The sequence below is a fragment of the Segatella copri genome, assembly GCF_019249795.2.
GTDB classification, from domain to species: Bacteria; Bacteroidota; Bacteroidia; order Bacteroidales; family Bacteroidaceae; genus Prevotella; species Prevotella copri_B.
Genome location: NZ_CP156892.1, coordinates 486,560 through 510,659 on the forward strand (window position 1 = coordinate 486,560; position 24,100 = coordinate 510,659).

A 24,100-nucleotide genomic window follows, 5' to 3' on the forward strand; every position below is an offset into this window, starting at 1 on the left:
GTCGCCTTGTTCATTTCACCCCACTCATCAAGGACATGTATTTCTCCTACAAGCCCTTCATTCTGTACGCCTCACGATAGTTAGCCATCAGAATCTTCTGAATGTCGGACTCGCGGTAGAGTATCTTTCCGCCAAGCTGGATATACGGGATGACACCGTTGTTTCGGTAGTCCTGCAGGGTTCTTCTGCTCAGTTGCAGCCTGGCACAAAGCTCCTTGTCCGTCATGAAGCGCTCACCGTCAAGCATGGGGCGGTAGTTCATCACGGCACGTTCAAAATTGTCAACCATTCGGTTGAGGTGGTTCACGATGTGGTTCATCCACTCGCTGTTTCTTGTCATTACTTCATTGCTCATAGTTGTCTCGTTTTATTGTTGATACTTACGTTACTCGGTTTACTTGCTGCTTTGGATTAAGTGGCTGTTGTATATTGACAGCCTAACCTGTGCGCTTGCGAAAGCGCATGTCCTTTTTCTTGTCCTCCACTACTGCTACGATAGCCATCACGTCCTCCGGCTTGTAGTAGGTCTTGTGGCTGATTTGCGTATAAGCCAAAGTTCCGTTGTCCCGAAGCGTCTGCACTGTCCGTGGGCAGATGTTGAGCGTCTGACACACGTCCTGCGTGTCGAGCCACTTGTTCATGGTCTTGTCCTCACTGCGCTCACGGATTCTGTCCATGCGCTTCACGAAGTTCTCCAACTGGGCATCAAGATAGTTGAATGCCTCTTCCTCGAATACGATGAATCCCATACTTTTCTTTTTTTAAGTTGATACTATTTTGTATGTCGCAAAGCTCCACGCATATGCAGTGCTCTACGTTTGTGAGTGCAAAGATAAGGCACGGCAATCTAAAAACAAGCGTTTTCAATTTCTGTGGCAGTATGTTGCCGGGGTTTGCCGACTTCAACGCCAAAAACAACAAGAAAAACTTGCACGACTGCAACGAATACATGAACAATGATGAGTTGAGAAATACGTTGAAGTTCTCACAACTATCTCGGTATGCAAATAAGCAAGCCACAACTAAATTGCCACGTTACACCCAATCAGTTGCATGGCTGCACTCAGTACACTTACTTTGCACCCGACAATCGGTCAATGGTGCAAACCGTGACCACTATACTAACAAATAAAACAGCATAAGCTATGGCAAGAACAAAAGAAACGAAAATGTCTCCTGAACAGCAGGAGAAAATGACACAGGAGGTGGTGGCTTCGCTTCAATCATCCACTTATGGTAAAGACTATGCCCAAGAACATAGCTCTTTCTTTGAAGAGGTGGAGAACTCCGATTTAGAAGTTGTGACAGAGAATGTGGCTGCAACAACCTCCTGTATGGAGGACGAGCTAACGAACGAAGCTCTATCGCCATCGAATCCGCAGAAGCGCATCAGCGGCAAGCAGCGCAAGGCGACACTGGAGGAGTATCAGCAGACATTCCTCCAAGTTCCAAGGATTGACGACCGCAAGCCAGTCTTTGTCAGTTCCGATGTGCGAGACCGTCTTGATCGTGTCGTCCGCATCCTCGGAGGGAGACGCATGAGCGTATCGGGCATCATCGAGAACATCTTGCGCCACCACCTAAGCCTTTATGAAGAGGACTTCGAGGCTTGGCGCAAATTGTGAGAATTAAGGTCTGCGACCTTGGACATGGATAGCTGAAAGGCTGTAGTTCCAACTAACGTGTTCTGAGAGGGAGCGAGGTTATGTTTTGGGAACCCCAAAACGCCTCGCTCCACCATGAGGGCGGAGGAATTTTGCTCCCAACGGTCGCAGAAAGAAAGTGCACCAACTGTAAACAGTATATCGAATGACAAGCATGCAGGAACAGAACAAGAAAAAGGGCGGAAGACCGCCCACAGGCAGGGTTCGCAAGTTGTCGAAGTCTGTCACGGTGAAGTTCTCGAAGCCAAGCTACGAGGCATTGAGGCTGAGGGCGAGAAAAGCCAATCGCAAGTTGGCGGAGTACATCCGTGAGTCCGCCTTGAACGGCGAGGTGGTCAGCGGACACAATGCAGAGACGGTAGCCATCGCCAAGAATCTCATTGGCATGGCGAACAATCTCAACCAACTTACCAAGCTGTCGCATCAGAGAGGTTTCCATGAAACCCATGTATATGCGGTGGACTTGTTGAGAAGATTGAAAGCAATCCTTGGCGAGTATCGCCAAGCAAGTTCAAAATCGAAGCCATGCGGAATAGGCAGAAAGGAGGATGCCACATGATAGGCAAGCTAAAGAAAGGTGCATCTTTTGGTGGTTGCGTCCGCTACGTGACAGGCAAGGACGAGGCGAAAATCCTTGCATCCGATGGAGTGTTACTCGGCACGAATGCCGAGATAGTACAAAGTTTTGAGCTGCAAAGACAGCTAAATCCAAGGATTAAGAAGCCTGTGGGACACATTGCACTCAGTTTCAAGCCCGGGGACAAGCCACGTTTGACGGATGAATTCATGGCTAAGATAGCCCTTGAATACATGCAGATGATGGGGATAAAAGATACTCAATTCATCATCGTAAGGCATCACAACACCGACAATCCACATTGTCATATCGTGTATAACCGCATCAATAACGAGGGCAAACTCATACCAGACAGGAATGATTACAGGCGTAATGAGCAAGTGACCAAGGCTCTTAAATCCAAGTATGGGCTTACTTACGGAACTGACAAGAGCAAGACTAACACTCGCAAATTACGCAATGCTGAGCGTGCCAAATATGAGATTCACAATGCAGTCAAGGATGCCTTGAAAGTCGTAGAAAATTGGCATAAGTTCAAGAATGAACTTGCAAAGCGAGGTGTTCACTTGGAGTTAGTCTATAAGGACAAGGAGAGAACCAAGGTGCAAGGTATCCGTTTCTGCAAGGATGGATATAGTTTCAAGGGGACACAGATTAGCCGAGACTATAGCTTTGGCAAACTGAATGCGAGATTTGAGGGAATGGAGAACCTTTTATCAGCAAGTGCCAACTCTGCTCAGCAATATGAGCAGGGCTGTTGCAAGAATGAGCAGGAGCCATCCATATCGGAGAGCAGCCAGGACCCTTGGGACGGTATTTCTTCCATTGGACTTTTTGCTCCAGCCAATGCTCAGACCTTTGAGTCTTTCCCAGAGGACGAATCATCCAAGAAGAAAAAGAAGAAACGCAGAAGAGGCTTTAGCCTTTGATGCAAGTTACAAACCATTCAAACAACACCAGAACTATGAAAGAAGAAATGTTGGAAGCCATCTACGGCACAGTTGAGAGATTGGAGCAAAAAGTCGATGAACTTTCTGCCTCACCAAAGAATACAGAGGCGGAAAGCACTCCGGCCTCTGTAAGTGTTGATACTAGCAAACTTGAAAAAGCTATTCTTGCTATGGCTGTAAAAGAAGGGGAAGCTATTGACAAATTGGTAAGATTAAGAGAAGCTATCTGCATTTTTACCGACCTTACCAAAAAAGAAGCAAGCAAAGATGAACAGCGAAGTAAACTCTTGTTTGATACTGTTAATCAGGTGAAACAAGAGCTGAATGCCACATCAAAAATTGTGCAGGACAAACTTCACGCAATGGATAACACACCTCTGAAGAAAGTAGTGACTCATCGCTTCGAGCCAACTTCAAAGTCTGTTCTTCTTTTCATTGGTGGCTTGGCTCTATCTCTTGTTCTCTCCATTTGGGGCAATCTCACCCAATGGCGAGAGCATCAAGATTGGGAGGAGGCAGATTTGAAGTATCGGGCTTTGAAGATGGTGCTTCCATCCGATGACCCCAATGTTCGATACATCGAAAAGAACTTTTCTGTATGCCCAAATAAAGAAGTTATTGAGAATGTGAGAAATCGTGTTGCTGCTTATGAGGATTCTGTTTACCATCACTATAAAATGGTCAAAATGGCAGCAATTAAAGATAGCATTGCTAATAGCCTATTTAAAGAGGCGAATGAAATTAAAAAGAAAATTAATAAGAAATAATAGACAACGACCATCGGCTACAAGCGCATCCTTCGTTTCGATAAAGTAAAGACGAACGGCATTCGCATCGTGTTCAATAGTGCAAGAGCTTGTCCGTGCATCAACAACATAGCAGCATACTGACTTTTCATTAACTCTCATCTGTTCATTCGCGTCCGTGATGCCACTTGCTTGACATTGCGGACACTTTTTCTTTTATGGTAGCTATGAAGAGGAAATTGATAATTATAGCAGTTTTGGTTATCTCACTTGTTGCATCTTATATCTTATGTAATACGAAACAATATGATGCCGATATTGATCCTGTTAAAGTCGAAGAATATACGGCAGTCTTAGAAAACAGTGTTGACTTGGATTCCATTGCAGGAACATATTGCGGTGTATTGCCTCCTAATGTTGAAACAATACTCACGCTAAATGCAGATGGCACCTATCGTTTGAAGCGGAAATCTGCGAACGAATCGGATGATTGCGAAGTATTGAATGTTTTTTTCAAAGTGCTTGACGGCTGCATTCTGATGCTTGAACATACGCAAAGTGGTGACAATATATTTTGTAAGGTGAAGAATGACAGCAGCATTATTTTGATAGACTCATTTGGTAATGAACCAAAAGCAAAGGATGTTAGTTCTTATATATTAATAAAGTAAAAAATGCCCAAATGCAATATATTTTAACGTCTTAACAATATAAACTGTTAATAATGCATAAATAACGCATTCGCTATTTATCGATTTAAAATAAATTTCGTAAATTTGCATCATTTAACCAATAGTACAGTATAAATATGAAAAAGTATTTAGTTTTAATATTATTGGCAGTGATTGTATCATCGTGCCAAGATGAAATTCTTAATGACAGTAATCCTGTTATTGAGAACGTGAATGTTAATTTGTCTATGGATGAGGCAATGAGTATTGCAAATGATAATCCTACAAATTTATCAGAGGATGAGATTCTGGCAATGGTAAATGATTTTTCCACTTCGTTGGGCTCAAAAACAAGAAGTGCTGCCAATCCAAGAATGTCTATTGTGGGCTCATATCGCATTGGCGGAATTATATCAAGCAAGACAACAAGAGGGACTACGACTGATAGTATTCCTGTTTATGAGGTGTGTTTACAGTCTGGAGAAAAGAGTGGGTATGCTTTAGTTTCTGCCGACTCTCGAAGTGCTGGTGTTTTGGCATATATAGAAAATGGTAATTTTGAGAAAAAAGATAGTACTGGGGCATGTTTGATGTTAAAATTGGCAGAAGCTTCAACTGTTTCAGAGATAAATAAAATAGAAAGGCTCAAAGTTGAGTTACGAGAGAAAACCTTAAAGAAAGTAGCTTCTTGTTTGGGTAAATCTACAGTAACATATGAAGAAATAAAAGATTTGATTGAGGTTAATGGTGTAAAAAGCCATGAAACAACTTCCCGTTCTACAGCTTATGACAAACCTTTGAGCCAGATTATATCGTTAATGCCTCAAAATGGTGGAGCTGTTTTAAAGACCGAGTGGCGCCAAGACAATCCTTATAACTTGTTGTTGCCTAAAACTTATAATGAATATCATACGGAAACAAATTACCCTATGGGGTGTGCTATTACAGCAGGAGTTCAAACTTTAGCAGCTATCGCTCCGAGCATGACGATTGATGGAACAGTCATAGACTGGGCATTTGTTACTAAAAAACCGAAATTGAAGTATGATTCGTATTTTGGCGGAGATTATGAGGAGGCTATGATGATTTCCAAAGTAGTTAAGCATATGTATGAAGGAACAAATACAACACCAAATATTGATGAGGATTTTAAGTATGGGCCTTATGATGATCCGAATATACCTTGTGTAAAAAGTAGTACAACTTCAGTTTCTAATTTATTGGATTATTTAAAGAAGTATGTTTCTTGTGGCACTTATTATAATAAATATGCCCCAGATCCATTGTTAAATACGATAAATGCAAACCGCCAGATGCCTTGCGTTGCAATAATGGGTGGAACACATACTGCAAATGAACAGGCAGAAAAAGGTTCTCATGCTTGGGTTATAGATGGATATGCAATTTGCACTAAGACAAGCAGAGAAATTTTACGAAATAACGATTTGTACTTTCATGCTAATATGGGATGGGGTGGACCTGACAATGGCTTTTATAAGGTAAATGCAGATGCTTCGACTGATTTTGAGACAACATTAGGCACTTATAATATAAATTTTTGGGAAATAACAGAAATTCATAAGAAATAATTAGTTTTAATTGCATTTGGTGTACAAAGTTATGTACATCAAATGCTTTATTCTATTGGCAAATATGAAAATAATTCAATACTTTTTTCTTTTTTTTGTGTTTTCTATAGTATATGGCTGTAGTAATGGTACTGATGTTTCTTCATTGTGTTTTGAAAAAGAGTATTACGAAAAGCCATTATTAGAAAACCCATCGGAAATTATGTTTAGTGGTGGAAGCAACAATCTTTCAGTCGAAGTGTCAGATGATAATGTTTTGGAAGCCACTATTGGTGCTGGAAAAATAAAAATAAAGACAAAAAAGAATGGGATTGTTTATCTTGTTGTAAAGGATAAGACGGAGAATACTAGCGTTACTATTAGGGTTAAGGTCGTGGATAGTTACTTAGGTTTGCAATTAGGCAAACCAATTCCGAACTATTCTGTTTATAACGAAGATGACAGACTTTATTTAGTAAATAATAAAAGTAAATCATTTTATTTATATGATAAATCTTTTAATTTAAAAGCTACTGGCAATTACAAACTGTTTGTGAAAAACTCAAATTATTTTCTTTCTTTAGTCTTTTCAGATAAGGTTTGTTTTTATAATATTTCAAACAGTTCACATGCTTTTTTATGGGGAGCCATTCCTACTTATTTAAAGTTTTTATGGACGAATGAAGGTCTTACAACTACTAATGCACGAGATGTATCACCTGTCGTTATGACTGCTTTTGATTTAGACACAAATAACGTTTACTATTTTAATGTTGATTCTACCGAATTTCCTTACGGGATATTAAATTAAAACACAACAGCAATTAGCAATATACAACACCTTTCTGTTGATACTATTTTGAATATGTAGTGGGAAAAGCAAAACTATTATGTATGTAGCTATCACTGAGTGATTATGTTTGGTTGCTTTTACGAAAAAATGAAGTTAAATTTCTATGTAAAAAAGTTCTAATTAATCACGGCAAAACGAAAAGCGCACACATTCAAAAACGAAATGTGTTTTCCACAGACAAAAACGAAATGTGAATTAAAAAAGCACTCAAACAGCAAGTTTGAGTGCTTTTTTGTGATTTTAATCGAATAAAGACCAGTCTATTTCTTCCTTTTCCTTCCAAGCAGATTCAAGACAACCTTGTATGTGTGCTTGAACTCCAAGAGTGAAGGATGTCAACTCTTCAATATCTTTGAATGTGTATAGAAGAGGATTGGCATCAGAACCAAGTTTGACAGTCGGCATTGACTTCAAATCTCCATCCTTGGCCAAGCCATAAGCCAAGGTGTAGTTTCGCTGATTTTCATCAGACAGCCACACCTGATGACCATTCCACTCATAGCCATCCAATATCGCTTTCTGAGCGTTTGAATTGATCTGAGTGATAATAGTATCTTTCACCTCTTCCAAAGTTGGCTGATGATTAAATGTTTTGCGCCAGTTCCAGCCAACTTCATTGCCATCATCCTTGCCGAATCCATAGAACAAATCCCAACGGTTTCGACCAACCTTCATCAATCCGTCTTGACGAATTGGAGAACCATAAACTTTTTCCATCTTCTTGTTGTTGTTTAAAAGTAAATAAACTGCCGTTCAAACCTTGTTTAAGTGAATCGGTATTTTACCTTGTTTCCATCAAAGACCTCACTCTCAATCACAGTTGTGAATGGGAAACAATCCTCGATGTCACTTGCTTTGTCCAAGATTTGTTTCATTTCCTCGGATGCCGTGAAGAATTTTGCCCATTCTCCAGTCTTGGCATCCTTAAAGCTTACGATGTAACGACCTTCACCTTGTGAGGTCTTCACATCCTTCTCATAGTCATGGATTTCGATTTCCTTGTTGACAATGGCACTCAGTCTGACAGCCTTGCCAGGGAATCGTTTCTTTCCATCCTCTGGGGTATATGTAATACCCAGTTCACTGAATTTCTTCATACGTCTATTTGTTAGTTTGAAAAATAAATGTTTGCAGTCTGCATGGCAAGCCATTCCTTTGAATGATCCTATGATTTCCTGTCTTCGCTTGCGACTCTTGACCTTGGCAAGATGCCTGGCTGTTTTCTGCTTGGTTCTTTTTCTTACTAAGGAATAATCCTCGTAATGAACAAATCCCAAATAATCAAGTCCAACACTGACAGGTCTCACAGCTTCACTTGGTTTGATATTCAGTCCAAGTTTATCAAGTTCTCTATGCAAAATGTCTCGCCACCTCCAAAGATCTCGCTTGTCAGTTGACATCATTACTATATCATCACAATATCTGTAATAATAGCGGATTCCTACGACTTCTTTCATATAATGGTCTATGGGTGACAAGTGGAGGTTTGCAAAGCATTGCGAACTTCTTAGTCCTTTTGAAAGCCCTTTGGGTAGCAAATGAACAAAGTTTGAAAAGATTTTTAAGACAACAGGATCACTTACGTATTTTTTCAAATCTTCATACATCAAATCTTGATTTATGGAGTCATAGAAATGATATATATCACATTGATAGTAATATAAATGCTCCTCACATTCATGTATGTCATTTTCAACAATATGGTGAAGATAGTGCATACCTCTTCCCTTAATGCTTGCAGCAGAAGTCTCAATCACCGTTGGATATACGTACTTTTCAAAGACACTCATAATTGCATGACAGCCAATTCTATCAACAACCGGAGGTGCTTGTACATCTCTTTCCTTTGGACCATCTTTCACATGAAGGTTTTTGAAACCTGTTATGTGGAAAGTACCATCCATAATGTGTTCACGGAGATATGTTTTGATTGTCTCTTCTTTCTTTCTTAGTCGCTCTTCTTGTTCTGGCTTCAGATCTTTCACCACATAGTCAAAACTTTCGTTGAGGTTTTCGATTGAGACAATCTCCGGGACCAAATTGTTCAATGTCTTAAAATCATTCATAAGCCTTCAGGACTCCTATTTATGTTTCGGCTTTCCACAATATTGTGCTGTTGCCGAGGCTCGGGGTTCTCGCATATACGATGGGCAATCACGTTGCCACCTGCATGGGTGCGATGAAGCTGTCTAAAGACAGGTAGTTCTTAATTCGAGACGAGTGCCGATGTTCGTATTCGAGTTCGATGAAGCGTTGTTCGCATTCGCATAAGCGAGACCGCCATTCGCATTCGCATTGTTGTTGGCACGATACAGGACACGACCGTTGAACCCCTCTACCTCCCCTTTGGGGACTGCAAAAGTACATAAAATTTTTCAAAAATCGACCGCCATGGGCGGTAAATTGAGGTGGAGCACCTTTTTTAGAAGGTCTCCACCTTACGCTTTGACGCTTTTCCGCCATCACGCTGTTTTCAGCTCTATCGCTCCCTTGAAGGCGAGACGAGTGCCGATGTACGCATACGAGTACGATGAAGCGTAGTACGCATTCGCATAAGCGAGACCGCCATTCGCATACGCATAGTAGCTGGCACGATACAGGACACGACCGCTGCTATGGTTATACCAATAGATGACCGTGTAGTTCTGATTCCACTTACTGTTGTCGCTTGTGAGCTTTGTTGGAACAAGATCAGCATGTCTTCCAAATCTTACACGTCCGATGCAATAGCCGTTGGCATTGATGCCTTGCACGGCTCTCTCTGTTTGAGTGAATGGGTCATAGATATGCCAGACACAATCCAGGGAATCACCCGATGTTGCAACCATCTTGCTTTTCTTGAAACTTGTGAAGCTCTTGATGTTCACACCTACGTTGTCCATCCACTCACAGTTGCAAGCCAAGAAGTTCTCTATGCCGAGCACCTTGTTTCCCATGCCATTGTTCCAAGGACTGTTTGCCTTTCCGATGGAGTTCCAATAGCCTGTTTTATAGTTGTTAGTCCATCCATTGCTGCTTGATGAGCCAACACCACGGCCATAGCCACACACTGCCTGTGCATCACGGTTTCCAATGAGCGCATAGAAGAGGTTTGCCACATCCTTGCTGGTCTCGTAGTCTATCATCTGATAGCCCTTGCCTCTCAGCCATGCCAAGTTTTGGAAGTCCTTGTAGGTATAGTGCAAGGTAAGATCGGCTATGTCTGTAGGGTCTATGTTCTGCACGTTGCCCTCGCTGTCATACGTCCATCCTGTATATGTGTTGCTGTTGCCGTCACCTAACTTTGCAGCGACACCAGTCACACTTCTCAGGGTTCCGTTGAGCATGGCTGCCTCATAGATCCCGACAAGTTCTGGCTTGTGCTCCACCCAGTCTGGCTCTATTGCTTCAAGTTCGGAACTATCCACGGCAATAACCTCACCATCCGCATTGGCTACCTTCACGGCAAAGATGAAATACTTTGAGCCATCTGGAACCGATGTGAAGGTATAGTCACCTTCCATGAAGTCTGAGTCAGAAGCCATGCCAGTCAAGTTGTAGATGTCGATGACAGAGCCGTCTTCCTTGACGAACACTCCACCGATACGGCTGCTTGTCACTCCAGGCCAACGTACCTGCTTCATGCCTTCCACATCCATCTTATATGCGTTGTAGCTCGCATTGGTGCGAACGAACGTCGATGAGCTGTCTATTTTAAGGTTCTCAGAATCATCGTAGATGTTTGTGTCAATGGAGTCAGTACAAACGGAACAACCAGCCATGAGCATGATTTCCGTTAGCTTTACTTTCTTTGTGACACTTGCACTTGACATCGGCTTTGTCTGTAGGCTCGAATAGAACAAGTACTTTCTGTCATGCTTGTAGTCGTTGATGCCCTTGTACCAGTATCGCCCGATATACATGAAGGCATCATACTCACCCTTGTCGTATGTGTTTTCAAGCGAACGACCGTCGGCAAGCTTCGAGTAGTCGCTTTCATCCAAAGGAATGCAATTCATCTTGGAACTTCCCTGGTCGTAGATGCCTATGACTGGCTTCATGTCATTCCAAATTTGCAGGACATGTGCGGATGCCTTATATTCGTTGCTGTAGTCGTAGCCTGTTTTGTTGTCAAGGTTGGTGATGTTCTGAGGGTCGTTCACCGTGTCATCAAAGACAACTCCACTGTATTGGCTGTTATATACATTCAACTCAGGGAAGTAGGCTTGCAATGTTTCAAGCGTCTCCTTGGAGATGAAGTCTGTCATTATCCATCGGCCTGTCAAGCCTGAGCATTTTCCGCTCTCACCATAAGATGTGCCATTCACGTCAAGTCCAACGGCTCCACTGTCCTTCAATGTTTGGAGAATGCTTGATACTCCAGATACATTCACGTCCGTCAAACGGATGAACTTAATGTTAGCACCACCATTGATACAGTCGAGCAACAACTGGGTACTGCTGATCTTTGGGCTATTTGTCACAAGCACACTTCTCACACCATCAAGGCCATCAAAGGAGAGGCCTCCAGGATATTGAAGCCTTGGAAGGTTCTTGAAAGAGAGACTTGTCATCGTAGATGGTAGTTGCAGCGTCTCGATTGGCGAGGTCTCTGCGAGGTCTATTGATGAAAGAAGTGAGTTCTTGGCAAGGACTGTCTTCAATCGTGGGCAATAGGTAGCCGTAATTGACGTAATCTTTGTATTTCTTACGTCAATAGAGGTGAGGAACGGCTTGTTTCCAAGGTTCAGTTGAGTGATGGATCCACTTCCTTCCACGGTCTGGTAATATTCGCCACCAAGAATCAGTTCTTGCAACATTTCACAGTTGGAGATGTCCCAGCTCTCAGCCTTTGGGGTGCAACCAGACAGGTCAAGCAAGGCAAGGTTCTTCGCTCCAAACACATAGAGCATGGTTCCTGCACCAGTTGCCGTCATTCCACTTCTGAGCGTGTAGCTCTCACCTGCCTTCAAATAGCAACTGTCCACGCAAGCGTCGGCACGATCCACGCCTATTCCAAAGAATCCATCCTTGGCAGCTCTGATGTTGATGGTGATGTCGCTTCCGACGGCACGCATCTTGAATGGGTTTTGGTAAAGTTCGCCCACTTGGTAATATCCATCACGATAGGCAAAGCGTTTTCTGAATGTCTCAGGGAGATCGTCAAGACGTAGCCCATGAACCGCATAGTAATAGTTGGCTCCAGCGGTGGAGTTCTCTATGTACTTTCTTTCGCCATCGAACGATGAGATGACCTTTGCCCATTTGCTGAGTCGGTCTGTCAACCACAGTTTGGTGCAACCTTGCGCTGAGAATATCTTCATGCCGTCTGCCTCTGCATTTCGCATGTCCTGTGCGATGTCATGCAAGGTGACTGCGCTTTCCCCATTTCCATCAAGCCAAAAGACTGCCGCCTTGTATGACTGCTGGAACATTACGCTGTTCCAGCCCTGGTAATAATGCTTAGGGTCATTTACGGCATCCAAGTCCCAAGGAACAGTGAGACCACAGTCGTTGTCATAGTTCCAGACACAATCGCCATCATACCAGTGGTTGAAGTAGGCTCTCTTGTTTCCATCCGTGTCCTTGTAGAAAGACAGCATCATGTTCTTGCTTCGCTGATCGACTGCAAGGATATAATCGCTTGCGCATACATAACACAAGGTGCTGCGGACGTTGGCAAACTTGTGAAGCTCGTGCGACCACTTGGCAAGACGGTTCTCCTTTGTTCCGCTCACCGTTGCCCCATCAAGGGTGATGTCGCCATCTGCCTCTGTGAGGTCGTTGCTACATTGCTGTGTAAACAAGAGGAAATTATAAAGGTCGTATGGAACCTTCTTCCCAGACTCATAGAGGGCATTCAAGTCATCATCGTCAGGGTATCGGCATTCATAGTAGGAAAGCCAGACTGGCTTGCCTGTCGCCTCGTCAATCCTCATCATGTCATCCACGCTGTCCACGCCCTTCAACCAACAGAGATAATCATATTTCAGATACTCATAGCACGTCGTTGGATTGAGAACCTTTCCAGTGACAGTCCACTTTCTCGTAGCCTTGTCATAGGTCATGGAGCCAGTGGTGTCCATCCAGTTTCCACCGCTATACTTGGCGTACTTGTCATCAGAGGTGTGATAGACTGCCGTCCAGTCATATTCGGTCACTTTGTCCGCCTTGACCTCTGCAAGGCTCTTCGATGTTTCCGTTGGGTCTGCCACGGCCGTGGTCTCTATCATGGAGCCTGTTCCATCGTTCTCGATGAATATGTTGGAAGGACCGCAATACTCGGAAAGCATGTAGATGTTTCCAGCCACGAGCGAGGAAGTGTCCTTCATCACCTCATCCTTGAAGTCCGTGAGCTTTTGGCCCTTTGCTGCCACAAGTTCCTTGAAGTCGCCATAGTTCAGGCAGTCTGCCGTATAGCCGTCAACCTTCTCGAAACCAAAGAAAGAAGGATTATTCTTGTCCACGTTGAAATTGGCCTTCGCATGGAAGTAGGCGTATGACTCATTGGTGGCATCCACGGAGTTGATGTCCGTCCTGAAAAGTGCGCAAGGAACTGAGTCGATGGATGTATTTAGTGTCTCACTTCCTTTGTATGCGTTCTGGGCTGGTGTCATATAACCTTCACCAAGGGCACGTTGGAGCTTGTTCATCAGTTCCATCGTAGCTCCATTGTTTGCGCCACCAGAGTCGGAGTAGTCCACCTTGATTGTCGCCACGTTGAACCACATGCCGTCTTCCTTCACACGAATCTTGCCCTTGGCTGCCATCTTCTCGCATAGCTTGAATTTCTCCAAGTCTTCACCTGTGAAGTCTTCCTCTGTATGGAGCAAGATGACCTTGCAGCCCTTGAACTTGCCCTTCTTGTTCTTGACAGGACGGAGTGAAGAGGTCGTGCCTTGGTTTACGGTTGGAACCATCAGCACCTTGAAGTCTTGCCATGGACGGTCTGGGAACCTGACTATCCAGTCGAAGTAAGCCTTGGTTTTCTTGTCGCCATCAAGTTTGTCCAGATAGCCAGGATAGTTCTGCTCGATGTTGTCCGTGTCGGCATTTTTAAGGAGTGTGACACAACAAAGCCCTGCATTCATGCAGGCTTGCATGGTTGGGCGGTCCTTGGTCGTTCCCTCAGCTGTCTGCGATGCCATCACCAGGTTCTTCTCATACTCACTGAGCATTTCCTTGGTGTCCTTCAAGCCCACAAGGTAGTTGTTGAGTGCCTGGCGGAAATTGAAGTATGTAGCCCATGCCGTAATCTTATACAGGTAGATGTCTGCACTGGTACCGTCGAAGTCGATGGTGTGTTCGTTTGTGGTGAACTTCCCTGCGTCATAGTAACAAGCACCAGCTTCGTCACCATTTCGGAATATCTTGATGCTTCCTATACCAGAGTATGGGGCGATGGCAGAAGGCTCTATCACGATGTCGAAGCGTGTCACCGTGTCCTGGGCGTAATACACCACGGCTGTCTGTTGCGCTCCAAGGTCATCTGGGTTGGTTGCCGTTGCGCCATCACAGGTGAAGACCAGTTTCTCACCAGTGAGATAGAAGCCCACCTTGTTGTCGCCAAGGCAGTCTATCAATTTCACGTTTCTGTCTTCCACATTCTTGACCTTGACCGTGAAGCTGATGGCCATTCCATTCTGTTCAATGCTGTTGGATGCAAAAGGCTTGTAGTCGCACACCGCCTTCATGTTCTCAGCAATACGTAGGGACATGATGCCCTTGTCGTTGTCCGTTCCATAGGAGGAAGTACCAAAGGAATCCTTGACAAAGCCATTGGTGCTCCAGTTTGACCCTTCCACGTTGATGGAGGTCTCACCGTCCTTGATGGCCTTGTCTTCCTCGCTGTTCGAGCGTGAGTCCATGGTGATGTTGAACACTCGCTGTGTGTTCACTTCCTCCACATCGACCAGACTTCCGTCAATCACGAAGGATGCTGCCTGTGATACGGAATCCCCACATTCCACATATACGTCGATGGTCTTGGAGCCATCATGTACGCTTTCAAGCACCTGCTTGTTATACGTGTATGTCTGCGAGCGATACGCCACGCTGCTGTTCTGTACCGTTCCATCGTAAAGAATCACAGCCTTGGGGTTGTTGTCGTTGGCCACATATAGCGCATAGTCGATGGAGATTGACTCGTAGAGCTTGCGCTTGCCTTGGATTTCGTCCGTGTACCATCTTGTGGCTACAATGGGAGTGTTGTTTCCTTCCTCCACGACCATGACTGAGGTATGGAGGTAATTGCCAATGACACCGCTTCCCACATCCTCGCCATGGATTCTCAGTGGATAGGCTCCATGTGTCAGTGAAGTTCCCAGACAGTTGCGTGGGTCTATGTTGACGGAATGCGAATAAGTGTCCGTGATGATTGATGAGCCAAGTTCCTGCCATTGGTTGTTGATGTAGATTTCCGCAATGGCCTTGATGCCCTTGTCGCTGGCGTTGTTGGCAAACTTATACATCGGGATGCTCTTTGCGGATCCACCGACGGAAAGCGAGGTGTTCTGCGTGAAGTTGAGGGTCTGGACGCTTGTGATGGTCACATCAACACCAGAGACATTGATGTTTCTCGAACCGTTGTTTCCTGCGTCATCGTATGCCACCAACTGGAAACGCTTGGTGGTTGCCGTCACGAAATAGGAGCTAACGTCTATGCCAAAGTCGTATGTGTCGCCCGATGCCGACGAAGCCTTGTTGACTGAAAGGGTTTCGAGGACTTGGTTTGTGTCCCTGTCCTTCAACACGATTTTCTCTATCATGTTGTAGATCTCGCCACCTCCTTGCGTTGTGATGCTTCGGATGGCTGCCTTGATGAGCACGGTGCTTCCTGCCTTGGCATAAAGTGGTGAGCTTTCAAACTGGATGCTCACAATGGTACCAGAGCCACCACCGCTGCCTGTGCCAACAGGGAACTGTTGTTCGTCACCGATGCCCTCACCCTCTGAATTGGCAAGTTGAAGCTTGACCACTCCCTGGGTCTCGGTGTCCACCTTGATCTGTGAAGGAACGTTCTTGTATGCGCCTCCAGTGGAGAAAGCGTCCTTGCCATCCTTTTCAGGCTCATCCTTTGCCTCCATTTTAGAGCCACCGCCAAAGTCACTCCAAAGACCCACTTCGCCAATATCCGTCACCTCACCCTGGAATTGCTTGGTGTCCATTTTGTTCTCACCAGTGGAGTATGAGATGATGAGACCCTTCTTCGCATAGATGACACCAGTCTTCTCCTGGTATTTCAGGAGGGCTGAGACAGCGGTCTCCAAAGACCAGAATTTTCCCACGTCTGGACTGCCCACAAGCTTGTCGATGATGAGGTATGTCTCGGAACCTGCTGCGAGTGAGCCAAAGTCTTTCCAGTTGTCCGTGTTGAGCCAGTTTGTCTCGGTCACGGTCTTGCCCACGTATTGGTAAGTCTTCCAAATGCTCGCTGACATCTCGAAGGAAATGATCAGACCGCTCACAGCCTTGCCTTCCTTCCATGCCACATGAATGGCAGACATACTCTCGTTCTGGCTGTCGGAAAGTTGGTAATAGCCAGTGATTGGAACCTCGTTGGTGGCATTGAATATGCTTGCAGGGGTTGCCTTTGGAGCTATTTGCACCATGTCGTTGCCTGTCCAGATGTAAGGAACCTTTCCCATGACATCCACATAGATGACAGATTCACGAATGGTCTGCTTCACCCATGTCGGCTTGACATCTTCTCCCACCACGAGATCCTGGAGCCTTTCCAACTGCTTGTTTTCCGATGAATATCTGTATGAGTTTACGATGGAGGCAGATGGAGTGTCCCAGTAGGACACCATGACCACATCATAGACTTCTTCTGGAAGGTGGGAGCTTGGCACTTTCTTGTTTGAGTCAAGCGGGGCGATGCCGCCTGCCTCGCCAATCTTGTCCGTGATGGCTTTCACGGTTGCCGCATTTGCCACGGCAAGGCTCTCACGGATGTTGTCTGCCAAGGCTTTGCCACCACAAAGTGTCCATTCCGTCCATCCTTCATCCTTTGTGTGGGTTCTGGTATATTCGGAAAAGACAGTTCCGCTTGTTATCTGCTTTTCTGCATTGAGGGCGATGGAACCTCTTGCCACCTGTATGCAATATTCCTGGTCATAGCCAATGACAAACTGGCTCACCTGTATATTCACACCGTTGAGCTGCGCCCTCATCTCACCTACAAACTTGAAGTTATCGGAGGTGGCACATGCTGCATCAAGTTTGTTTTGAAGCTGGGCTTCCTTGGTGGTATCGCCATCTGTGAGATTGCCAAGCGAGACGAATGGGTCGCTCAGTGCGCTGCTGTTGTCACTGGTTCCCTGGAGTCGTTTCAAGAGTTCCGCATCACCATTTGTGCGGTTGGTCTGTTCCGTGTCGATATGGGCTTGCAAAGTTGTGTCCGCTTTGGCTCGATCAATGATTTCCTGGTCAACCTGTTGCTGTAGGGCATAGATGCTTCCAAGATTACCCATCAATAACCAAGGATCTGTGTCATTGCCCTTTTGGAAGGCATAGACATTTCCACTCTCTTGCTGGGTGGAGTTCTTTGCGTCGTATATGGCTACGAGCTGGCCAAAGCGAAGTGCCTTGCCATTGCTGCCTATAGGAGCCGTGCTGTCTGCCTTCATGGCTGCATAGCTCTTGTAAACCTGATGGATGCCAAGACCATCCGCATTCTGCTCCATATCGGCAAGGTATGCCAAAGTATCGGCATGAAGGCTGCCAACTTCCTCTGGGGAGATACTATCTACCTGCGTCTTGCGACGCAAGGTTTCTGCACGCTGTTGTAACTTGTAGATTGATTCCATAGTTTATTTGTTTGATTTAAACTCACTATATTTGAATGTAACAGATACAGGAATAATAGGAAATTCATAACTATCATCATAGAAGTCTTCAGGGAAACCTCCTTCTGGCTGTAGAAGGACTACTGGAGCAACAGGCTTTGCACAAACAGCAAGTTGGTATTTCTTTCCAAGATAATCAAATGTAGGACTGACCTTTCCTTGCAGATACTCACTATCGTTGCTGTCATCAAACTTAAAGAGTATTCCTTTTGAAAGAGCTCCATCAGAAGTGTCCCAACTCTTAGCCGATGTACTGATGTTGATTGTAAGTTGTCTGTCATTGTCTGCCTCGTTGACTTTAACCTTACCCGAATATCCATTAAAGAAGGTGACTTTTGCATTTTCCTTGATTGAGCCAAGACCAAGGGCAGAGGAAAGCAAATCCAGCAAGGGATGCAAATTATATAAATTATAGGCTTGGTCAGCACCTGTTGAATCCGTACTCACATAAACCTCCTTGGATTGAGTGCAATTTCGATTTTGCCCATCTTCAAAAGTTCGGACATCTTCTTCCTTGTTTTTGACGCATATATATATAGGTTGATTCCAATTATCTATAGCCAAAGGAGTGTCTGGCCATGAGAGAAAGTCACCATCAACAACAAGCGTGCCTGCTGACAAGATGAATTTCGTCTGCATCTTTTCCGTGTCAATTTCAGAATTTCTAAAGTCATAGTCATCCAGGATGAAAACATTTGTCTTAACCAAGGCCAACAATAAAGGCTTGATGGTTTCGACTATCATGTCTTGGAGTGTCTTCAAGTCATCCAAGCAAACAGGCTGACCGCCCTCACTAAAAATTAGCTTATTCATAATCGTATAATTTTATGCTGTACGTGCGTCCAGCTGGTTTGTAAAACGATAACAGTTCCTTTATCCTTGTAAGGTTCTTGCCCTTGTATTTGTCTTCATTGGAGTCAAGCGATGTACAAAGAAACGTTGGAACCCATACGACGAAACTGTCTTTGTAACTGCTTTCTTCCTTGTATTTCAAAATGACACCAGTCTTTGAATCCTTGTGCAAATACTTGCATGGTGCATCCTCATGTTTGAAATGCCAATAGCTTGTCAAGTCTTCCTCTTGCGTCTCGATGTAAATTTGAAGATCTGACAGGAAGAACGCATCATTCAAGATTTTCTCCAAGTATATGACATTGGCCGTGATGTCAAGTTTTTCCGATACATTGTCACGATGCTCCATCAGTTTGTCGTAGATGAATACCAAAGGTAAGATGAGAGCCTTCAACAGGGCTATGAGAAACTTACTTCTCAAAATAGGTGGAAGTAATTGTACCACCAACTTCGTCAAGTCAATCCTGTACCACATAATTCAATGAGTTTGTGAGACCTTCTGCGATGAAGCTACCGCCCAAGGCCGTATAGTTATTTCCTTTAATCTCTGTGTAGCTCGTGCCACCATCTTCCATGTAGGAGCATTCTCCAAGTTCCACATCGTTCACTCCATCAACATTCAGAATGGCATTTGTCAGCTTAGTCTTGTTGAAAGTTCCACCATATACGATGCCACTCAAATATGAGTTTATGGCATTCTCCACAGGCTTGCTTCCATCGGAAATCATAGTGCCATCCGAATTGATGACCAATGGGTCAACGTAAATCTTTGCCCTGATGACAATTCTGTCAGCCTCCTTGGAACGGATGGAAAGAACCACTCCTGCGACCTTCACCCTGTTCATGTACTGTTTGAACACCGTTAAAACGTCGTTTGAAAGTGCCACAGGCTTGCCGTCCTTGTCACCGCTCACAAGTATTTGTACGCTCGTGCCCCTGTCTCTCACGGCTGCGTACTTCACCACTTGCTTGCTTTCGTCGATGTTGGCATACATATACTGTTGGGTGGCCTCGTTCAACACAAGGCTGTCACCGTACTGGAACGCCTTGGCCATCTTGTAGTACCATGGCACAGAGGCGACCACGGCCATGGAGACTTTTTCATCCACGTCCTTCGTATATTGCTCAAAGATGGCTTCAAGCACATGGCTACAGGCTGCCACGATGAAGAATATGATGTTCTCCAAGCTTACGGATGAAAAACAACGATTCCATGTGTCACCCTCTTTTAGCCCATATTTCTCACGGATGTTGGCATCTGCCATGAAGGCATCCGTCATCGTCTTTTTGATTTCTGATACAGTCCTTGCCATGTTACTCAAATTCTTGTGTAAATTCCTCGCCAAAGATTCTCAGGCGGACATTGCCGTTGTCCCTTGCGGTTGCAGGGCTTACGTCATTGTTCTTGCAATAGTTCTGCATGACTCTGTTCCATGTGCCGTCTGGAAGTTTCACCTCTGTTCCTGGCTCTGGGATGTCCGTGATGCCGATTCCATTCTTTTGGGCGATGGCTATCATGGCTTCCCATGAGCCAAACTCCTGGATGGCGATGTCTGCCATCGTCTGTCCGTCCTTGACCTTTGCCTTCATAACTTAATCTTTTTTGCCTTTCTTCACAGCGTTATATACAGAGCCACAAAGGCAAGTGAGAATAAGAAGCCAAAAGGCATAGTTCAAGATTTTGTCCATATAGCCAGACTGAGATTTGACAATCTCTTTTTGTTCGTCTTGCCTTTGGTCATGTCGCTCGTTTGCCTTTTGCTTGTTGGTCTCATGCTGCGTCTGGGCCGTTGACTCGTTTTTGCTTGCCTTTCGGTTACGTTCCGTGCTTCGGTACTTTTCCTTGCTCAGGACGTTTCCGTCCTTGTCAAGTGTCAGCACGGTTGAATCCTTGATGTTCACGGAATCAATCACGTTCAACTCATATCGGATGATGGTGGAGTCCTTGAAAACAATGGAATCCCGAATGTTCACGGAATCCTTCAAGACAAGCTTCTGCGAAGACTCCACTTTCTTGCTCGAACCACAGGCGGCAAACATGATCACTGCCAGGAGTAAATAAATGTAATGTTTCATTTTGTCTTGTTTTTAGATGTCTTTGTACTCATCCTTGGCATTGAAGCAAGGGCAAGCCTTGATCCACTCATTGGGTGTTATCTTGCCATCATGGTTCAAGTCAGGGCTAAAGTCACGATGTCCCTGGATAATCGCATTTGGATATGTCTTGCGCAATAGCTTCAAGAGGCTCACCAATGATTTCTTCTGTGCCTCTGTGCGGTTGTCCGTTGGCTTTCCGTTTGCGTCGATGCCACCGATATAGGCGATGTTGATAATCTTTGAGTTCCATCCTTTCACGCCATTGCTTACCTTCTCCACGGCCAACATCTGATGAATCTTACCATCTGGAAGAATCACGTAATGATAGCCAGGGTATTTCCACCCCTTGCGTTTAAACTCCAGTTCGAGTTGCTTGATGGTTGTGCTTTGGCTGCCAGCCGTGCAATGGATTGCGATAAATTCTATTCTTCTCATTTTCTTTTCAATGCTTGGAGGGCGTTTTCCACATCCTCTGTTTTTACGTTCAGTTTACTTGCGATTTCTCCCACAAGAGCCTTCTTCAGGAGTTTGAGGAACGGCATGTTCGGGAAACAGATCAGCATACTTGCGGATGTGCTCCATAGCTCCACGAGGATGATGCAAATGCAGATGGCACTTGTGGTGAGTCCGTTGCTCGCCCCGATGAGCTTGTCAATGAGGATGAAAAGCACAATTACGGAACCATACACCGCCAACTTGCTGAATGAATCCCTGGCAAGCTCGCTCTTTGTGAATCGCTTTTGCTTCAAGCTGGATGCGATTCCCCAGGCTGCGTCCATCAGCACAGCTGCCACCGTGAAGCCCACCATCGTCTCGTAACCTGCCAAGAAATTGGCTATGATCAGGAATATGGCAAGGAGCCATCCCCACACAGTGGACAATACCACCGTCAATTTATTCAAGAAATGTTCTAAAACCATTTTTGTTCGTTTTTAATATTTTGCTTTTATTTGAATGCCAGTTTGGGTGATTGTCACCTTTTCGACGCTTTGCCCATCCATTTCCAGCTGTTCCTTGACTTTCGTTCTCCAATAGATTGGATCGTTGTCAAGCAACATGTCGCTGATGCCTACGCCAACGGATGGATTTTCTTTCAGCTCACCATTGTGAAGGGTAAGTAGCAGGGCTTGGTTCTGTCTGAGCACGTCACCCACCAGAAGAGAGCCATGCGACACCATTGGCTCCAGGATTGGAGAATCCTTGTTGTATTCAAGTTGTATTCCTTCCATGTCAATGCTTTATTTTCTCATCCTCATAGTCGCCCTTGTTGAACGACTTTGCGGAATCCGTTGGTTTGACCGTTGTGAAAGTTCCACCAGGGTGGCTCACGGTCACTTGGTGTGTATGGTTGTTGAAGGCTTCCACAAGCTCATTGATCTTTTGGGTCAGCTGCCCTATGTTGATGAGACCTCCAAGCTTGCCACCGTTGATGACGATCGTCTCAATGTGGTCAACCTGTAGAACGACAAGTTCCCTGAGGTCTCCCGACAAGCTGCCGATGGTCACGGCACTGCCCACCTTGGGTGTGACCAGCATCAAGCCATCGTCTTTTATCTCGGAGGCTTTGAGCCTTACCCCTGGGATGGTGATGCCTCCCACGGTCACCTCACAGAGGTTTCCGTCAACGGATTTCACTATACCTTGGTAGATGGCGATGCTCTTGCCTCCACCTGCCAATGCCCTCAAATGTTCCTGTAATTGTCTGTACTCATCCATAATCAACTCAATCTAAATCCTAAACTGACCTTTCTTTTTCCACCAGCACTTGAAAACTCGGTGTCAACGGCTGTCACAAAGTAAGTGCCATCCTTGTAGGGATAATCGGCATCATGGAGCGTGACGCTATCAGATGGACGGCAAACCGGTATGAGCCATCCTGTGATGCTTCCCTCGTAGCCGTCGAAGCTTCGACGTTTCACCTCCAGCTCGCCACGAGCCTTCATGGAGGGTTCGTCATTGGTGGCACACTTGATTTCTATCTTGTCGCCTCCAGTTGCTCCAGTCTCCACTTCCTTGACGGTTCCGTCTGGCATCAGGGCTTTCACGATGACTTGCACTTTCTTGTCTTCCGCACGATGATAGGTGAGGTTGTCTTCCTCCACGTTCAGGGCGAAGTCATAGAAGCATTCCACACCCATCTTTTCGCCTGGAGGGTGTATGTGCAAGGTCTCATCCTGTAGGTAGATGTCAGCCCCACATTCCTCCTGTACCTTTTTCAAGACATCGTAGCCAGTTGCGTTGTTGATGACAAACTTTCCGTATGTCCAGGAATAGGAGCACTCCACCTTGAATGAGAGACCACACCCAGAGACCACCTTGGCAAGGAGATCCTTCAAGGCTACCTTTTGAAGCACTTCGTTCTTCATGTCCTTTCGGAACAGAAAGATGTCATCCTCGCAATATAGCTTGACGTTCCCTCCATCGGTGGATATGCGTTGAAGCCATCCTTCGAACTCAGTTTCAAGTCCTGCCTCTTCGTAGCCAAGGGTGATTATCACCTTGTCGCCTCGCTTTAGCTTGTCTTCGACCTGGAGGGCATGGTTGTACTCTGATGCAGGAAGAGTAATGACAGCCGTGTCCGCAAGTAGTTCCACGCTACGATGGATTTCTACCTTGTCAATCATACAGAGCTTGTATGTGCCGATTCTGATGTCAAATGCCATGGTGTACATAATTCTATGCGTTTAAGTCGTCACGGCTCAACAGCAACTTGTAGATGTCATCACTGTAGGCCTGTATGGTGTAGTTTTGATTGATAGTGCCAGAAGTGAAGGGAATGTCCCAACTCTCGATGGCAAGTTGGCTGATGCCGAATATCTCAAGCAATGGATTCAGTGCCTTCACGTGACCAGCCTCACAGAAACTTCTGAGCTTTGCCACGTCCGCCTCAGGGTACTTGCCATCCATGCCCATCAAGATGCCCTCGATTCTCACGCTGTAGTCATCCTGCGTCCAACGTTCCTTGATGCTTCCCCTGATTTTGCCCTTTGAGACGTTTCGCCTCACAAGTATGTTCTGCCCATTGACGCTGATCATTGGCTCCATGGGGAAAAGCCACTCTTGCGCTCCAGACTCTTCAAGCTGGAATCGAAGGGGCAAGACCATCGGCACGCCTGTCGCATTCGTGCGAACCACGTCTTCAAGCTCTGCATCCGACATGGTTTCCACGTCAAAGCCCGAACTGTCTGGAATGGTCTTGGCCGCTGACATGTAGCCAAGGTTCACGCCATGGAAGTTGTTCTCTCGAAACAACCAATAAGGAGGAACCTTGGTGAGTCCCATGGCTCGCAAGG

General features: G+C 45.2%; 23 protein-coding genes. 7 read left to right on the forward strand and 16 right to left on the reverse strand.

Going from position 1 to position 24,100, the window contains the following annotated elements; genetic code table 11:
- Positions 1 to 46 precede the first annotated feature (46 nt).
- Together KUA48_RS14920 and KUA48_RS14925 are read right to left on the reverse strand one after the other, a co-directional pair.
- Positions 47 to 355: a helix-turn-helix domain-containing protein gene (locus tag KUA48_RS14920; protein WP_025066990.1), complete on the reverse strand. Its 309-nt coding sequence runs from the start codon at positions 353 to 355 to the stop codon at positions 47 to 49.
- 82 nt (positions 356 to 437) lie between these two features.
- On the reverse strand, positions 438 to 749 hold the full coding sequence (locus KUA48_RS14925; protein ID WP_008656559.1) for a helix-turn-helix domain-containing protein: 312 nt from the start codon (positions 747 to 749) through the stop codon (positions 438 to 440).
- Between the two features lie 396 nt (positions 750 to 1,145).
- Here KUA48_RS14925 and KUA48_RS14930 point away from each other — a divergent pair, with 396 nt between their 5' ends.
- From KUA48_RS14930 to KUA48_RS14960, 7 genes are all read left to right on the forward strand, one after another.
- On the forward strand, positions 1,146 to 1,625 hold the full coding sequence (locus KUA48_RS14930; protein WP_218432609.1) for a DUF3408 domain-containing protein: 480 nt from the start codon (positions 1,146 to 1,148) through the stop codon (positions 1,623 to 1,625).
- 184 nt (positions 1,626 to 1,809) lie between these two features.
- Positions 1,810 to 2,223 carry a plasmid mobilization relaxosome protein MobC gene (locus tag KUA48_RS14935; RefSeq protein ID WP_218432610.1) on the forward strand — a complete coding sequence of 138 codons (414 nt, stop codon included), beginning with the start codon at positions 1,810 to 1,812 and terminating at the stop codon, positions 2,221 to 2,223.
- Positions 2,220 to 3,170 (forward strand): relaxase/mobilization nuclease domain-containing protein, encoded by a 951-nt coding sequence (locus tag KUA48_RS14940; protein ID WP_218432611.1) that lies wholly within the window; start codon positions 2,220 to 2,222, stop codon positions 3,168 to 3,170. Before KUA48_RS14935 ends, KUA48_RS14940 begins: the two co-directional genes overlap by 4 nt.
- A gap of 35 nt (positions 3,171 to 3,205) precedes the next feature.
- Positions 3,206 to 3,958, forward strand: a complete 753-nt coding sequence (locus KUA48_RS14945) for a hypothetical protein (RefSeq protein ID WP_218432618.1) — start codon at positions 3,206 to 3,208, stop codon at positions 3,956 to 3,958.
- Positions 3,959 to 4,164: 206 nt separating this feature from the next.
- Positions 4,165 to 4,608, forward strand: coding sequence for a copper resistance protein NlpE N-terminal domain-containing protein (locus KUA48_RS14950; protein WP_256624435.1), 444 nt, complete (start codon positions 4,165 to 4,167; stop codon positions 4,606 to 4,608).
- A 137-nt stretch (positions 4,609 to 4,745) separates the two neighbouring features.
- Complete coding sequence (locus KUA48_RS14955; RefSeq protein WP_153093592.1) at positions 4,746 to 6,197, forward strand: C10 family peptidase; 1,452 nt, start codon at positions 4,746 to 4,748, stop codon at positions 6,195 to 6,197.
- A 64-nt stretch (positions 6,198 to 6,261) separates the two neighbouring features.
- A complete protein-coding gene (locus tag KUA48_RS14960) occupies positions 6,262 to 6,987 on the forward strand; it encodes a hypothetical protein (protein ID WP_218432625.1) in 726 nt (241 codons plus the stop codon).
- A 282-nt stretch (positions 6,988 to 7,269) separates the two neighbouring features.
- Here the strand turns inward: KUA48_RS14960 and KUA48_RS14965 are convergent, their stop codons facing one another.
- The 14 genes from KUA48_RS14965 to KUA48_RS15030 form a co-directional block, all read right to left on the reverse strand.
- The gene (locus tag KUA48_RS14965; RefSeq protein WP_218433532.1) at positions 7,270 to 7,746 is read right to left on the reverse strand and encodes a hypothetical protein; all 477 of its coding nucleotides are present in this window, start codon (positions 7,744 to 7,746) and stop codon (positions 7,270 to 7,272) included.
- A gap of 47 nt (positions 7,747 to 7,793) precedes the next feature.
- Positions 7,794 to 9,095, reverse strand: a complete 1,302-nt coding sequence (locus KUA48_RS14970) for an RNA-directed DNA polymerase (RefSeq protein ID WP_218433530.1) — start codon at positions 9,093 to 9,095, stop codon at positions 7,794 to 7,796.
- Positions 9,096 to 9,491: 396 nt separating this feature from the next.
- Positions 9,492 to 17,819, reverse strand: coding sequence for a hypothetical protein (locus KUA48_RS14975; protein ID WP_369503337.1), 8,328 nt, complete (start codon positions 17,817 to 17,819; stop codon positions 9,492 to 9,494).
- A 3-nt stretch (positions 17,820 to 17,822) separates the two neighbouring features.
- Positions 17,823 to 18,671, reverse strand: coding sequence for a hypothetical protein (locus KUA48_RS14980; RefSeq protein WP_153095103.1), 849 nt, complete (start codon positions 18,669 to 18,671; stop codon positions 17,823 to 17,825).
- Entirely contained in the window at positions 18,664 to 19,185 is a 522-nt protein-coding gene (locus KUA48_RS14985) for a hypothetical protein (RefSeq protein ID WP_153095102.1), read from the reverse strand. The genes KUA48_RS14980 and KUA48_RS14985 overlap by 8 nt, the downstream gene beginning before the upstream one ends.
- A complete protein-coding gene (locus tag KUA48_RS14990) occupies positions 19,169 to 20,023 on the reverse strand; it encodes a hypothetical protein (protein WP_153095101.1) in 855 nt (284 codons plus the stop codon). Before KUA48_RS14990 ends, KUA48_RS14985 begins: the two co-directional genes overlap by 17 nt.
- A gap of 1 nt (position 20,024) precedes the next feature.
- Positions 20,025 to 20,300 carry a LysM domain-containing protein gene (locus KUA48_RS14995; protein WP_153095100.1) on the reverse strand — a complete coding sequence of 92 codons (276 nt, stop codon included), beginning with the start codon at positions 20,298 to 20,300 and terminating at the stop codon, positions 20,025 to 20,027.
- Positions 20,301 to 20,303: 3 nt separating this feature from the next.
- Positions 20,304 to 20,786, reverse strand: coding sequence for a hypothetical protein (locus tag KUA48_RS15000; protein ID WP_218433527.1), 483 nt, complete (start codon positions 20,784 to 20,786; stop codon positions 20,304 to 20,306).
- A 12-nt stretch (positions 20,787 to 20,798) separates the two neighbouring features.
- Positions 20,799 to 21,242 (reverse strand): N-acetylmuramoyl-L-alanine amidase, encoded by a 444-nt coding sequence (locus KUA48_RS15005; protein ID WP_118255079.1) that lies wholly within the window; start codon positions 21,240 to 21,242, stop codon positions 20,799 to 20,801.
- On the reverse strand, positions 21,239 to 21,727 hold the full coding sequence (locus KUA48_RS15010) for a phage holin family protein (RefSeq protein ID WP_153095099.1): 489 nt from the start codon (positions 21,725 to 21,727) through the stop codon (positions 21,239 to 21,241). The genes KUA48_RS15005 and KUA48_RS15010 overlap by 4 nt, the downstream gene beginning before the upstream one ends.
- A 12-nt stretch (positions 21,728 to 21,739) precedes the next feature.
- Positions 21,740 to 22,036: a hypothetical protein gene (locus KUA48_RS15015; protein WP_118066405.1), complete on the reverse strand. Its 297-nt coding sequence runs from the start codon at positions 22,034 to 22,036 to the stop codon at positions 21,740 to 21,742.
- A 1-nt stretch (position 22,037) separates the two neighbouring features.
- On the reverse strand, positions 22,038 to 22,523 hold the full coding sequence (locus KUA48_RS15020; protein WP_118066403.1) for a hypothetical protein: 486 nt from the start codon (positions 22,521 to 22,523) through the stop codon (positions 22,038 to 22,040).
- Positions 22,524 to 22,525: 2 nt separating this feature from the next.
- The gene (locus KUA48_RS15025) at positions 22,526 to 23,479 is read right to left on the reverse strand and encodes a hypothetical protein (protein ID WP_118066401.1); all 954 of its coding nucleotides are present in this window, start codon (positions 23,477 to 23,479) and stop codon (positions 22,526 to 22,528) included.
- A gap of 4 nt (positions 23,480 to 23,483) precedes the next feature.
- A partial coding sequence (locus tag KUA48_RS15030; protein ID WP_369503338.1) for a DUF6046 domain-containing protein occupies positions 23,484 to 24,100 on the reverse strand: 617 nt, incomplete at its 5' end.